At 66.6% G+C, this 14,114-nt stretch carries 12 protein-coding genes; 4 read left to right on the top strand and 8 right to left on the bottom strand.

Annotated elements, in window-relative coordinates:
• The first annotated feature begins 6 nt into the window (after positions 1–6).
• The 3 genes from AO057_RS16040 to AO057_RS16050 are packed head-to-tail and all read left to right on the top strand — an operon-like array spanning position 7 to position 2,629.
• Positions 7–609, top strand: a complete 603-nt coding sequence (locus tag AO057_RS16040) for a Maf family nucleotide pyrophosphatase (protein WP_057676889.1) — start codon at positions 7–9, stop codon at positions 607–609.
• A complete protein-coding gene (locus tag AO057_RS16045) occupies positions 606–1,370 on the top strand; it encodes an SAM-dependent methyltransferase (protein WP_057676890.1) in 765 nt (254 codons plus the stop codon). The genes AO057_RS16040 and AO057_RS16045 overlap by 4 nt, the downstream gene beginning before the upstream one ends.
• A gap of 59 nt (positions 1,371–1,429) precedes the next feature.
• Positions 1,430–2,629 (top strand): HD-GYP domain-containing protein, encoded by a 1,200-nt coding sequence (locus tag AO057_RS16050; RefSeq protein ID WP_082605596.1) that lies wholly within the window; start codon positions 1,430–1,432, stop codon positions 2,627–2,629.
• A 15-nt stretch (positions 2,630–2,644) separates the two neighbouring features.
• On the opposite strand, the gene AO057_RS16055 is transcribed toward AO057_RS16050, so the two are convergent.
• From AO057_RS16055 to AO057_RS16070, 4 genes are read right to left on the bottom strand one after another with little or no spacing between them, the layout of a single operon-like run.
• Positions 2,645–3,637, bottom strand: a complete 993-nt coding sequence (locus AO057_RS16055; RefSeq protein WP_082605597.1) for a S49 family peptidase — start codon at positions 3,635–3,637, stop codon at positions 2,645–2,647.
• Position 3,638: 1 nt separating this feature from the next.
• Positions 3,639–4,010: a Rieske (2Fe-2S) protein gene (locus AO057_RS16060; RefSeq protein ID WP_057676893.1), complete on the bottom strand. Its 372-nt coding sequence runs from the start codon at positions 4,008–4,010 to the stop codon at positions 3,639–3,641.
• 4 nt (positions 4,011–4,014) lie between these two features.
• On the bottom strand, positions 4,015–4,680 hold the full coding sequence (locus AO057_RS16065) for an HAD family hydrolase (RefSeq protein ID WP_057676894.1): 666 nt from the start codon (positions 4,678–4,680) through the stop codon (positions 4,015–4,017).
• Between the two features lie 7 nt (positions 4,681–4,687).
• Entirely contained in the window at positions 4,688–5,737 is a 1,050-nt protein-coding gene (locus AO057_RS16070) for an RluA family pseudouridine synthase (RefSeq protein ID WP_057676895.1), read from the bottom strand.
• Positions 5,738–6,231: 494 nt separating this feature from the next.
• Here AO057_RS16070 and AO057_RS16075 point away from each other — a divergent pair, with 494 nt between their 5' ends.
• A complete protein-coding gene (locus AO057_RS16075; RefSeq protein WP_057676896.1) occupies positions 6,232–9,135 on the top strand; it encodes an Rne/Rng family ribonuclease in 2,904 nt (967 codons plus the stop codon).
• A 682-nt stretch (positions 9,136–9,817) separates the two neighbouring features.
• On the opposite strand, the gene AO057_RS16080 is transcribed toward AO057_RS16075, so the two are convergent.
• The 4 genes from AO057_RS16080 to AO057_RS16095 form a co-directional block, all read right to left on the bottom strand.
• Positions 9,818–10,885: a GGDEF domain-containing protein gene (locus AO057_RS16080; RefSeq protein ID WP_082605598.1), complete on the bottom strand. Its 1,068-nt coding sequence runs from the start codon at positions 10,883–10,885 to the stop codon at positions 9,818–9,820.
• A 73-nt stretch (positions 10,886–10,958) separates the two neighbouring features.
• Positions 10,959–12,242 carry a heme biosynthesis HemY N-terminal domain-containing protein gene (locus tag AO057_RS16085; RefSeq protein WP_057676898.1) on the bottom strand — a complete coding sequence of 428 codons (1,284 nt, stop codon included), beginning with the start codon at positions 12,240–12,242 and terminating at the stop codon, positions 10,959–10,961.
• A 21-nt stretch (positions 12,243–12,263) separates the two neighbouring features.
• On the bottom strand, positions 12,264–13,343 hold the full coding sequence (locus AO057_RS16090) for a uroporphyrinogen-III C-methyltransferase (RefSeq protein ID WP_057676899.1): 1,080 nt from the start codon (positions 13,341–13,343) through the stop codon (positions 12,264–12,266).
• Positions 13,340–14,110 carry a uroporphyrinogen-III synthase gene (locus AO057_RS16095; protein WP_057676900.1) on the bottom strand — a complete coding sequence of 257 codons (771 nt, stop codon included), beginning with the start codon at positions 14,108–14,110 and terminating at the stop codon, positions 13,340–13,342. The genes AO057_RS16090 and AO057_RS16095 overlap by 4 nt, the downstream gene beginning before the upstream one ends.
• Positions 14,111–14,114 lie beyond the last annotated feature (4 nt).

The following is a 14,114-nucleotide window of genomic DNA, read 5'->3' on the forward strand; positions in this document are numbered from 1 at the left end:
CGACGCATGAGCGCCCCCGCCCCCCGCCCCCTGATCCTCGGCTCCACCTCGGCCTACCGGCGCGAACTGCTGCAGCGCCTGCGCCTGCCTTTCGAGGTGGTCTCGCCCGAGGTCGACGAAACCCCCCTGCCCGGCGAAAACCCGCGTGATCTGGCCCTGCGTCTGGCCCTGGCCAAGGCGCGCGCGGTGGCGACACGCCAGCCGTCGGCCGTGGTGATCGGCTCGGACCAGGTCGCCGACCTGGGCGGCGAACCTCTGGGCAAACCCGGCACGCACGAACGCGCCGTGGCCCAGCTGCGCCGTATGCGCGGCCGCACGGTGATCTTCCAGACCGCCGTGGCGGTGGTCTGCGTCGAGACGGGTTTCGAACAGGTCGAGCTGGCGCCAGTGCGCGTGCGCTTTCGCGATCTGACGGACGCCGAGATCGAAAACTATCTGCGTGCCGAGACACCCTATGACTGTGCCGGCAGCGCCAAGAGCGAGGGCCTGGGCATTGCCCTGCTAGACACCATCGAGAGCGATGACCCAACCGCACTGGTCGGCCTGCCGCTGATCCGCACGGCCCGCCTGCTACGCGCGGCTGGCCTGTCCCTGCTGGGCACGGTATGACCACGCCCGGCAAGCTCTATCTGGTGCCCGCGCCGCTGGACTTCGGCTGCAGCACCCAGACCCCGCTGACCGAGGTGCTGCCTGCCGGTACCCTGGCCGTGGCGGCGCAGCTGCAGCACTGGATCTGCGAGAACGCCAAGAGTGCCCGCGCCTATCTCAAGCGCGTGGGTGAACTGCACCCTCTGGCAAGCCCGATCCAGTCACTGGACCTCCAGGAACTGCCGCGGGAAGTCCACAAAAAGGGCGACCACGGCAGCACGGGTTTCGACGCCAAACCCCTGCTGGCCCCGGCGCTGGCCGGCCACGACCTGGGGCTGCTGAGCGAAGCTGGCATGCCCGCCGTGGCCGATCCGGGATCTTCCGTGGTACGTGCCGCGCACGAGCTCGGCATCACCGTGGTGCCGCTGGTAGGGCCGGTCTCCTTGCTGCTGGCGCTGGCCGCCAGCGGCCTGTCCGGCCAGAACTTTGCATTCGTCGGGTACCTGCCGCAAGACGCCGCCGAGCGCGCCATGCGCATCCGCGAGCTGGAGTCGCTGGCACTCAAGAGCGGACAAACCCAGCTCTTCATCGAAACGCCCTACCGCAACGCTGCCCTGCAGGAAGCCCTGCTCAAGACCCTGCAGCACAACACCCGTCTGGCGGTGGCCAGCGGGCTGACACTGGCCACCGCGCAGCTGCGCAGCAACACCGTCAAGAACTGGAAACAGCAGCCGCTGGCGCCGGACAAAGATACGCCGGCGGTCTACGCCATCGGACGCTGACCCCACCGCAGGGCAACTCCGCTTGTTGTCCGACAGGATCATCCCCATAATGCTTCTGCATGAAGCTGCTTCGACTGCCCCGCTCGAAGGTCAGACTGGGGGAGCCCTTGCCATGGAATGTCCGTGACGAGAGCACCCGGCTTCTGCTGTCACGGGGCCACATTGTCGAAAGCGAGGAGCAGCTCGATGCCCTGCTGACCCGTGGTGCGTTCGTCGACATCGAGGAAGCCCGTGCGGTCGCTCACCTTGCGGACCTGGCCGAAAAAGAGCGGGCCAACATCTCCGCCCTGAAACGCCCGGAGAATCTGTTCAGCCTCTGGGACCAGAGCGCCGAGGAGATGTACAAGCTCATGGCCAAGCTGCCGGAGGCGCCGCCCTCGCTGGTCCAGCTCACCGACTTTGCCACCCGGCTGATCGATCTGGTGGACCAGGACGTGGACATGGCCCTGTACCACATGGTCCGGCAGGAATCAGCGCACCTGTATTACTACGGCTACAACCACGCCATCCATGCGTCCGTTCTCTGCCTGTTGATGGCGCGCCGGCTGCAGTGGCCGCAAGCCAGGATCCTGAGCCTGGTGCACGCCGCACTCACCATGAACATGCCCATCCTGCAGCTGCAGGGTGTGATGGCCGAGCAGGATGAACCCATGCGCGAAAGCCAGAAGACGCAGATCCACGCGCACCCGGAACTGGCGGTCCAATGGCTGACCGAGGCCGGCGTCACCGATGGCGACTGGTTGACCGCCATTGCCCAGCACCACGAGCATGCGGATGGCAACGGTTATCCGCAGGGCCGGACCGACCTCACCGACCTGGCCGTCGCCCTGCGTGTCGCCGACGTCTTCACCTCCAAGATCAGCCCCCGCAAGCTGCGAGCTGCACTGCCGATCCAGGAGGCGGCCCGGCAACTGTTCCGTGAAGATCATGGCGGCCCGCTCTCATCGGCCGTCATCAAGGAGTTCGGACTCTACCCGCCAGGTGAGGTCGTGAAACTGAGCAGCGGAGAGATCGGGATCGTGATGCGACGCACCGACAGCGTCAAATGCCCACTGGTGGCAGCCATCACCGATGACAAGGGCCACCCGACGGTCCACACCGTCCAGCGCGACACCTCCCAGGCGCAGTACGCCATCGTCGGTCCCGTGGCCGACAAGACGCTGGTCGCCCGCATGCCTCCGGAACGGATCTACGGCTACCAGCAACTCGCGCCGGCCAGCACACAGGACGCAGGCAAACTACCCCATCGTCCTGCTTGATGCCAGGATGCCGGCTCAGCGCCAGGTCGGCTGCGCGCGCACGGCCTTGACCGAACCCTCACCGATCGCCGCGCCAAAGCGCTTGATCAGGCGTTCGGCCACGTTCGGATGACGCGTGTAATCGACGATCTCCTCGGCCTTGACCACCTCGCGCGCCACGTAATCCAGGTTGCCGAGCTGGTCGGCCAGGCCCAGGTCCACGGCCTGCTGGCCGGTCCAGAACAGGCCGCTGAACATATCGGGCGTTTCCTTCAGGCGCTTGCCGCGCCCGGACTTGACCACGTCGATGAACTGCTTGTGGATCTGGTCCAGCATGGCCTGGGCAAAGGCGCGCTGCTTGTCGGTCTGCGGGCTGAAAGGATCGAGAAAGCCCTTGTTCTCGCCGGCGGTCATGAGGCGGCGCTCGACGCCCAGTTTGTCCATCAGGCCGGTAAAACCGAAACCGTCCATGAGCACGCCGATGCTGCCCACGATGCTGGCCTTGTCCACATAGATCTTGTCGGCCGAAACGGCGATGTAATAGGCCGCCGAAGCGCAGGCCTCTTCCACCACCGCGTAGACCGGCTTGTTGTGCTTGGCCTTGAGACGACGGATCTCGTCGTTGATGATGCCGGCCTGCACCGGGCTGCCGCCGGGTGAGTTGATCAGCAGCACCACGGCCTGGGCGCCATGGTCCTCGAAGGCGTTGCGGATCGCCGCCACCACCAGATCGGCACTGGCCTCGCTGTCCGAGGCAATCTCACCCTGGATCTCCACCAGGGCGGTATGACGCGTGCTGGGGGCACTGCCACCCTGACCCAGACCAAAAATCAGCCAGACGAGCAAGAGCAGGACGGCCAGCGTCGTCAGACGACTGATGATCTTCCAGCGTCGTGCCGCGCGCTGTTCCTCCAGCGCGGCAAAGGCCAGTTTTTCCAGCACGGCGCGCTCCCAGCCCGGGGCCTGGGCCGCAGACGGGGATGTTTCCTGCCTGGGGCTGCCGGATTCGGCGCCAAAGTTGTCACTCATGTCAGAACTCAATAGGTTTCAGGTTGTAGGCAGTATGCCAGTGCACGACACCGTCCTGCTCGGTGAGGGCAATCTTGACGAGCCCGCCTCGGCAAGGCCCACCGCGGCACGCACCGGACTCGGGCGAGTAGAGGGCGCCATGCGTGGAGCAGATCAGCCAGTGGCCGGTGATGTCGAAAAAATGGTTGGGCTGGTAATCCAGCTCCATGGCCACGTGGGTGCAGCGGTTCAGGTAGGCCTGCGCCCGGCCAGCGTAGCGGATGGCAAAGGCACGGCAGGTCTGGCCGCCGTAGACCACATCAAAAGGCACACCCAGACCGCCGTCGGCCAGGTCGGCCGAGTTGCACAGGGGGATCAGTTCCTCGGCCTCCATGGCCTTATGCGTTGTGCAGCAACCAGTCGTGCAGGTCGCGCACCGAATGCGCTACATGCAGCGGTTGCAGAGCATGGAAAGCCTCGGGCTCGTGGGCGCCGTAACTCACCCCCACGCTGGGACAGCCGGCATTGAGCGCCATCTGCAGGTCATGCGTGGTATCACCGATCATCAGCGTGCGCTCGGGCTCCACGCCGAACTCGCGCATCAGCTCCTGCAACATGCGCGGATGCGGCTTGCCAGCGGTTTCGTCGGCGGTACGCGAACCGTTGAACACGCCCTTGAGCTGCACTGTGTGCAGCACCTCGTCCAGGCCGCGCCGGCTCTTGCCCGTGGCCACGGCCAGCCAGTGGTGGCGCTGCTTGAGGTCGGCCAGCAGCTCCAGCACGCCGGCAAACAGGCTCAGGTCATTCTGGCGCGCCATGTAATGAAAGCGGTAGCGTTCGCCCAGCAGGGGGTATTTGTCGGCCGGCACATCGGGCGCGGCATGCGCCAGCGCCTGCATCAGGCCCATGCCGATCACATAGGCGGCTTCCTTGTCGCCGGGCACGGTACCGCCCACGTCACGCACCGCGTTCTGGATGCAGCGCGTGATGATGGCCGTGGAATCGAACAGTGTGCCGTCCCAGTCGAAGGCGATCAGGTCGTACTGTCTTGGTCGGGAACTCATGAGGTCTTCAAGTCTTGTCGGGAATGGCCTGGGCCAGGAACTGTTCCAGCTCCGGCGGCAAGGGGGCCAGCAGCTCGATGCGCTCCTCGCTGGCCGGATGGTTGAACTGTAAACGCCAGGCATGCAGGAACATGCGCTTGAGCGACACCGCCCCCTCGCCGGCTGCGGGTTTCTGCAGCGCCTTGTTAAGTTCGAAATCGCCGTATTTGTCGTCGCCCACGATGGGCAGCCCTTCGGACGCCAGGTGCACGCGGATCTGGTGCGTGCGGCCGGTCTTGATGGTCACCTCCAGCAGGCTGTAGCCGGTGGCGGACGGGGCCACACCCCCTGTCGAGCGGCTGCGTACCTTGACCAGGGTGACCGACTTCATCCCGTCCGGGTCGTCGCGCGCCACCACCTTGACGCGGCGCTCGCCATCCTCCAGCAGGTATTTGTGCAGGGGTTTGTCCAGCACCTTCTTGTTCAGCGGCCACTGGCCGGCCACCAGGGCCAGGTAGGTCTTGCCCGTTTCACGCTCGCGAAACTGGTCCTGCAGGTGCTTGAGCGCGCTGCGCTTCTTCGCCAGCAGCAGGATGCCGCTGGTCTCACGGTCCAGCCGGTGCACCAGTTCCAGGAACTTGGCCTGGGGCCGGGCCATGCGCAACTGTTCGATCACCCCGAAACTCACGCCTGAGCCGCCATGCACGGCCACGCCAGCGGGTTTGTCGATGGCCAGCACGGCCTCGTCCTCGAACAGCACCGGGAATTCGCGCGCCGGCGCGCCCTGGGCCACCAGACCCGCCATGGCCTCGGCCTTTTCGGTGGCCCGTTCGGACAGGCGCACGGGGGGCACCCGCACCACATCGCCGACCTCGACCCTTGTATCCGCTGAGGCACGGCCTTTGTTAACCCTCACTTCGCCACTTCGGATGATCCGGTAGACATGGGTCTTGGGCACGCCCTTGAGCTGGCGCAGCAGGAAATTGTCCAGGCGCTGGCCGGCCGATTCCTCGTCGACTTCTACCTGTTTCACTTCAGGACTGGCGGGGGCCAATTTGCCCCCTATAATGTGTTTCACTAGCGACGCGCTGTAAGTGGTTGATTTGTCTGGAGTTTAGTCCACATGACACCACCAGCCGCGCTGGAAGGTCGATGTCACCGACCACCGGGTACGCAAACCGCAAGCCAGCTGCTTGCCGTGGCCTGCCCAGTGGAAGGCGCAACCGACGCCTTGAAACACTGAACGGAATACCCAGTGCTGCCAGCCACAAGCTGGCAGCCGGATCTAAGCGAAATGTTTGTGTTGATGAGCCTGATACTCATGTGCCTGCAGCGCGTACGCGTGCTGATCAATGGCACGGGTCAGCCGTCAGCGCCCGCAGTGCGGGCAGCCTGGGCCACCAAGTTGGTGGTGGCCCCACACTCACCTCCCCTCGCCCCCATCCACGCGCCTATGCCGCGGCTCACCAACTGAGCCTGCGGTTCTCCGGCAATTCCATCCGTTTCGAAGCGTCAGTTCCGGCATCGTGCGCCCGCACAGGGCATGTGTACTGATGTAAAGGAAACCATCCCATGAAACGGATGCTGATCAACGCCACGCAGGCCGAAGAACGCCGCCTGGCCATCGTCGACGGGCAAAAGCTCCTCGACTACGAAATCGAGGTCGAAGGGCGCGAACAGCGCAAGGGCAACATCTACAAGGCCGTCGTCACGCGCGTCGAGCCCTCGCTGGAAGCTTGCTTCGTCGACTACGGTGAAGACCGCCACGGTTTCCTGCCTTTCAAGGAAATCTCGCGCCAGTATTTCCAGCCGGGTGTTGCGGTCAGCCAGGCCCGTATCCAGGACGCCATCAAGGAAGGCCAGGAGCTGCTGGTCCAGGTGGAAAAGGAAGAACGCGGCAACAAGGGCGCCGCCCTGACCACCTTCGTCTCGCTGGCCGGCCGTTATGTCGTGCTGATGCCCAACAACCCGCGTGGTGGTGGTGTCAGCCGCCGCATCGAGGGTGACGACCGCGCCGACCTGAAGGAAGCACTCGACCAGCTCGAGTACCCCAATGGCATGTCCATCATCGCGCGCACCGCCGGCATCGGCCGCGCCGCGCCCGAACTGCAGTGGGACCTGAACTACCTGCTCAAGCTGTGGACCGCCATCGACGGCGCTGCCAAGGGCGGCAAGGGTGCCTACCTGATCTACCAGGAATCGAGCCTGGTGATCCGCGCCATCCGCGACTACTTCAACAACGACATCGGCGACATCCTGATCGACACCGACGACGTGTACGACCAGGCCCAGCAGTTCATGGCGCACGTCATGCCCGAGCATGCCGCCCGCGTGAAGCGCTACCGCGACAACGCACCGCTGTTCAGCCGCTTCCAGATCGAGCACCAGATCGAGTCGGCCTACGCCCGCACGGTCAACCTGCCCTCGGGCGGCGCCATCGTGATCGACCACACCGAAGCCCTGGTCTCGGTGGACGTCAACTCCGCACGCGCCATCAAGGGCAGCGACATCGAGGAAACCGCCACCCGCACCAACCTGGAAGCCGCCGACGAAGTGGCACGCCAGATGCGCCTGCGCGACCTCGGCGGCCTGATCGTGATCGACTTCATCGACATGGAAGAGTCGAAGAACCGCCGCGAAGTGGAAAACCGCCTGCGCGACGCCCTGCGCCAGGACCGCGCCCGCGTGCAGTTCGGCACCATCAGCAAATTCGGCCTGATGGAAATGAGCCGCCAGCGCCTGCGCCCGGCCCTCTCCGAAGGCGCCTCCATCCCCTGCCCGCGTTGCGGCGGCTCCGGCCACATCCGCGACACCGAGAGCTCGGCCCTGCAGATCCTGCGCATCATCCAGGAAGAGGCCCAGAAGGACAACACCGCTGCCGTGCACGTGCAGGTGCCGGTCGACGTGGCTTCCTTCCTGCTCAACGAGAAGCGCAACGAGATCACCAAGATCGAACTCAAGCAGCGCCTCAACGTGCTGATGGTGCCCAACAAGTCGCTGGAAACGCCGAATTACAAGCTCGAGCGCCTCAAGCACGACGACCCGCGCCTGGACCACATCGAAGCCAGCTACCAGATGGTCGAGGAGATCGAGGATCCCACCGCCGTCACGCGTCGCTCGCAGGAACCGACCAACAAGCAGACCCCGGTCATCAAGGGCGTGCTGCCCGATGCGCCGGCCCCCATCGTGGCGCCGAAGCCGGTGGCCGAGCCGCAACCTGCCCCCAAGCCCGTGGCGCGCAAGGCCGAGCAACCGGCCAGCGCAGGCTTCGTCGGCTGGCTCAAGGGCCTGTTCGGCAGCAAGCCGGCCGCCGAGCCAGCCAAGACGACCGAGAAGAAGGAAGAGAAACGCGAAGGCCGTGGCGGCCGTGACGGCAACCGCAGCGAAGGCCGCGGTGAAGGCCGGGGCCGTGGTGGCCGCGGTGGCCGGGGCGAGCGCGGTGAGCGCCAGGAACGCGGTGACCGCAACGAGCCACGCGGCAACCGTGGTGAACGCCAGGGCCAGCGCGGCGACGCCGAACAGCGCGCCCCTCAGACCACAGAAGCCGGCGGTGAACAGCAGCCGCGTCAGGAACGCGCTCCGCGCAACGGCGAGCAACGTGGTCGCGGCGAGCGCGGTGACCAGCCTCGTGGCGAGCGCCAGGAACGTGGCAACCGTGGCGACCGTCAAGGCCAGCGCGGTGAAACCGAGCAGCGCACACAGCAGACCACAGAAGCCGGCAGTGAACAGCAGCCGCGTCAGGAACGCCCTCCGCGCAACGGCGAGCAGCGTGCTCGCGGCGAACGTGGTGACCAACCACGTGGCGAGCGCCAGGAACGTGGTGAACGCAATGAGCGCGGCCCGCGCCCCGAGGGCGAACGTCGCCCCGCCGATGACATCCGCCCGCAGGACGGTGCTGTCGAGCAGCAACTGCCCGTCGAAGCCCTGAACGGCGCCGACACGCAACCGATGGTCGACGCCCGCCCTGAAGGCGAGAGCAACGGCCAGCGTGAGCGCCGCTCGCGTGACCGTTACGGCCGCGACCGCCAGCGTGGCGAACGCGGTGAGCGTGGTGAACGCCAGGAACGCCCGGCCCAGGAAGTGGCCGCCCCGGAGGATGTTGTCGCCAGCGAGAGCACACCGGCACCGGCAGCTGAAGTTCGCAGCGCGCCCGCTCCGGCCAGGACCGCAGCACCCGCTGCACCTTCTGCAGCCACCCCGGCTGCGCGCGCACTGCCGCGCGTACAGGGCTACAACCTGCCGCTGTCCGACCTGAACGAAATTGCCAGCACTGCGGGCCTGCAATGGGTCAACTCCAACGCTGACAAGATCGCTGCCGTGCAGGCAGCCATTGCCGCCGAACCCAAGCCGGTGCACGTGCCGCGCGAGCGGCCGGCTCCGGTGGTGATCGACGAGGGTCCGCTGATCCTGGTTGAGACACGCAAGGATCTGCGGGACATGAAGTTGCCGTTTGAGCAGGGTTCTGCTCAGGGTTGATTCTCTGTTCGGTTGGTTGAGAAAGGCACCTTCGGGTGCCTTTTCTATTTCTATTTGCCCAGACTTTGGCGATCGTGACAGGCCGGGTCTCGCCCCGGCGGGCGACTCACTTTCTCTTGCTTCGCCAAGAGAAAGTAAGCAAAGAGAAGGCGAGCCGAAGTCAGGGCCCCTGCGGGGTACCTTGCGCTGCTCGCATCGGGCGGGGTCGGGCTAAACTCGCTTCGCTCAAACAACGCCCGCCCTGATCCGCCCGCTGCTGCGCTGCTCAGCCCTGCCACACGGCATAGGGAACCCAACAGCCGGGAACCAACCGCCAGAACCCCACAAGGACGCGCCATGGCGCGTCCTTGTTGTCTTGGTATTTAGTATTCGGTAGTCGGTTTCCACTGCCGTGTGCGGAGGCGAGTAGCGCAGGCCAGGGCGGAAAAAGAAGTGCAGATGTCTGAGCCCGCAGGGCGAGTTTCTGCACTTCCCGCCCTGGCCGAGCAACGCAGCGTGCCTGGAGCGCAGCGGAAGGACGACGCACCCGGCTCGCCTTTTCTTTGGTGACTTTCTTTTGGCGAAGCAAAAGAAAGTTACTGCCCTGCCGGGGGCACATCCCGGCAATGACACGACATCAAAAACATCACGCAGAAAAAGAAAAGCCCGCATGAAGCGGGCATCTCATCACGAACCGGAAGGTTCAGAACACGTCCACCGACCCCGTCCTCGCCACTTCCCCAAACAGCCCACGCCGCACCAGGTCCAGATGGCTGCAAACCTTGTTGCGCCCGTTCTTCTGCGCAAAGTCGATGGCCTGCTCTGTGCGTTCCAGTGCCGTGCTCGGCGAATCGTCGGCCAGCACACGGGTGAAGCCCGAACTGACGGTGACACGGCCGACCTGCGGAAAACTGAACTTCTCGACGTTGGCGCGCATGCGCTCGAAGGCGCCCAGGGCCAGGGCTTCCTCGGGACAGTGGAACAGCACGGCGAACTGTTCGCCGCCGAAGCGGTAAAGCCGGTCGTGCGTTCGGAAGGTGCTGTTCATGATGCGCGCTACCAGCAGCGTGACCTCTTCCATGATCAGGTGACCGTGCTTGTCGTTGAGCAGGTGGAAGTTGTCGATGGTGATGGTACCCAGCCAGTAGTTGGGCGGCACGCGGTGGCGGCGCTCCTTGCCCGGGGACGGTTCGTTTTTGGCGTCTTCCAGGATGCCGTCCAGCTCTTCCAGCACGGCGCTGTAGAAGGTGTCGTCCAGGGACTTGCGGTTGAGCAGGCCGGTGAGCGCATCACGGTCGCTGTAGGCCAGCAGCGTGTACATGTTGCGGTAGATGTGGTGCAGCTGCTCTATGGTCTGCCGGTCTTCCGGCGCCAGCACGCCGGCAGAATGGATCTCGATCACGCCCTGCTCGTCGTCAGCGCGCGAATCGGCAAACAGGGGCAGGTAGTAGATGCGCGGGCCGTCCTCGCCGGCCCAGGCCACCTCGATCTCCTGGCGCCCGCGCAGGCTGCGCAAGCGGTCATAGGCGTCTTCCAGGCGCGGCAGGCTCTGGAAATCGATGCGCAGCGGGTCCACCACCTTGCCGCCGCCGCGTGCGTCCAGCGAGACGATGTCCAGCCAGCGCTTCTCGTTGTCTTCGGTGCTCACGCGCGCAATCACGACACGCTGGATCGGCACCAGGTCGATCAGGGCCTTAGTCAGCGTCAACTCCAGCAGATCGCGCTCACGGTGATCGGTCAGCTTGATCAGGTGTTCGGTCAGGGTCGCCATAGTGCTGACCATATTAGCCGGGAAAGTCGCAAACGTCACCCCCTGCTTGTCCCGGGGGACGAGACAGCCCCAATCAGCCTTGGGCGGCCTGTCGCCAGGCTTCCAGGGCGGCTGCACCATCCTCGCGCTGCTCGGCCAGGCGGGCCAGGGCGGCCCAGGCGCGCCGGCGCAGCGATTCGTCAGCCAGCTGGGTCAGGGACTGGCGCAGCAGTTGCTGCGCCTTGCCCCAAAGGCTCAGATGCATGCAGGCAATGCCGGCCAGGTACTGCAACAGGGCTTCACGCGGGTTGCCCATCTGGGCCGCTTCGATGCGCGCCAGCCAGACCGCATCGGGCTGGCCCGGGGTCTGGTGAAAGCCGCGCTCCAGCACCAGCACCAGGCGCAGGCGCAGTTCCTGCGGTAGCGCCGAGGCCGGGCGCACGAGTTGTTCCCAGACCGGCAGCAACCACTGCTGCACCAGCGCGAAGTCGCCGCCCAGGACCAGCATGCGTTCGCCGGCCTGCAAGGCCACCTCGGGCAAACGGCGTTCGGCCTCGTCAAGTTGGGCCCAGGCCTTCTGCAACTGGGCCGGATCATGGCAGGTGCGCAGCCATTCGGTGGCCAGACCGCGCACGATGCTGCGGCTGGCCGATTCGGAAAAGGCGCGGTGCTTGCCCAGCAGGCGCGCAGTCTCCAGCGCAGCGCGGGACTGGCCGGCCAGGCGCGCGACCCGCAGGCGCAGGCGCAGTGCCAGGGTGCGGCGTGCCACGCCCTGGGGCAGTTCATCCAGCCGCTGCAAGGCAGCCTGCACGTCGCGGTCGTCGAAGGCCCAGCGTGCCACGCGCAGCTGCACGCCCTCCCGGATTTCCTGTTCGTCGCGGCGCCGGGACTGGGTCCGTTCCAGCGCCTGGCGTGCATGTTCGTCGCGCGCGCTGCGGTCCTGCAGGGCATGGGCGCACTCGGCAGCAAGCAAGTGGGCCATGGCGGCCAGCCGGGTGCCGTAGGGCAGGCCCTGTTCGCCACGCGTCAGCGCCTCGGTCTGGGCCAGCACATGCTCGGCTGCCTTGCGCGCACGGATGTAGCGCCCTGCCGTCAGATGCGACAGCGCATCGAGCAGCCCCTGCTGCAGCACACGCTCCTGATGGCGCATGCGCCAGCGCAGCGCCTCACCCGGCAGGGCCAGCAAGAGGGCCACGCTGCGCAAGGCTGCATAGAGCAGCAAAAAGGCCGCCAGGAGGAGCAGCAGCACCAGGTTGAGGGACAGGTCGATGCGATAGGGCGGCCAGAACAAGGTGACCGTGCCCTGGTTGTTGCCGGCAAACAGCGCCACCCCCGCCGCCATGGCGAAGAGGGCCAGGAACCACAGAACGTTGCGCATGAGGCGAGCCGTCCCGTGTTCTCAGCGACCGGCAGCGGCCGTGGTCAGTGCCGCCAGCGTGTCATCCACACGCGGCAGCTCCAGCGTCTTCATCTGTTCACGGGTCTGTTGCAGCAGGCCCGCAGCCGCGCGCAGGCGGCGTGAATTGGCATCGAAATACTTGTCCATGGCAGTCGCCGCCTTGAGCAGATCAGCCCGGGCGGCATCGGGCTGGCGCGCCAGCAGGCCCAGCCGGGCGTTGAGCAGGAGCAGCTTGAGGTTCTCGCGCACGAAGAAGGATTGCTCGGGCGTGAGCAGCACCGCCTCCGGGTGATCGATGCGGTTGACGCGCACCAGGCCGCGCACCTCGTCCAGCACCAGCTGCAGGCTGCGCTGCCACCAGGCCGTCAGCCCGGTGTCGCTACGCGGCTTGGCTGCCGTGTCTGCGGGCGCCTTCGCCACGGCCACCGCATTGGCCAGCGGCAATTCGTCGGCCAGGCGCACCAGCTCGTCGAGGCGGGCCAGCAGGGTCGGCGTATCGGTCAAGGGCGTGGCCTTGATGCGCGCCATGTCGCGCGCCAGCGCGCGCTGCAGGGGCACCAGCCGGGCCTGGGGCACACGTTGCACACGCTGCTCGGCCGTGCGCAGCGCCGCCAGCAAGGGCTCCACGCTGCCGGTCAGCTGGGCCTGCTGCTGTGCCAGGCGGATGGCGGATTCGATGTCCACCACCAGGTTCTCGTCGCGCGAGCGCGACAGGCTCTGCATCAGTTCCTCGAGCTGGCTGCGCTGCAACGCCACCTCGCCCAGGCGCGCTTCCATCACGGCCTGGCGCGCGGCCAGCTCACGCTCCTGCTCCTGGGTCTGGCGTGCCAGCATGCGCGCCTCGGCCGCGTTGGCACCGGCCTCGGCCGTCTGGCGTGCCAGCTGATCCTGCAGGGTGGACAGGCGCTCCCACAGCAAGACATTGAGCAGCAGGGCGAGCAGGGCAGCGACGCCCAGGGCCAGCACCAAGGCACGCGACGCCGGCGCAGCGTCGGGCACAGCGGATGGTGCAGACACCACCGAGCCGGCAGGCTCGGCGCTGCCGGCGTTGTGGGGCTCCAGGGGCTCGGGTGTCGTCATTGCATCGATTCTATCGAGGCCCGGACATCGGCCAAGGCCGGACGTGACTCACGCACCACGGCAAAGCCGGCCGCACGCACTGCCTGGGCGATGCGCGCATGCGTGGCCACGGCACGCGCGGCGCGCCAGTCCTGCTGCGGCAGGCTGGCCTGCAGGTTCAACACGGCCTCACTGCTGCTGAACAGCCAGACCGAACCATCGCCGGCCGCAACCCGTGCCAGCTGCAACTGGGCCGCATCAAACTGCGGACGACAGCGCTGGTAGCTGACGACAAAATCCACCGCACCACCGGCGGCAGCGACCTGGCGCGCAAACCAGTCGCGCCCGGCCCCCTGCGTGCTGCCTTCGGCCGCATCGGCGCCGCGCACGACCAGCACACGCACACCGGGAACGATCCGCCCGGCCACCAGCTGCCACAAGGCTTCGGAATCGAATTGCGGTGCATCGGCGGGCGGCGCGGTGATGTGCGGTGCCGGAATCCCGGCGCGCAGCAACGCACCGACCGTGCCGGGCCCGGTAGCCCAGGCCTGCAGCGGAAGTGGCGCATCGGCCGGGCGGGCCGCGAAGAAGCCGTCGACCGCATTGGCGCTGACGAACATCAGGCCCAGGTAGCCGCCGAGCTGGCGCCAGGCCTGCTGCAGCGCGGCCGCATCGGGCGCCGGAGCGATCGCGATGAGCGGCAGGGCCAGCGCCTCGTGGCCCGCCTGCTGCAACACCTGCACCCAGTCCTGCGCCTCGCGCTGCGGGCGGGTGACGATGACGCGCATGGTG

The sequence above is a fragment of the Curvibacter sp. PAE-UM genome (assembly GCF_001432305.1).
GTDB lineage: Bacteria > Pseudomonadota > Gammaproteobacteria > Burkholderiales > Burkholderiaceae_C > Hylemonella.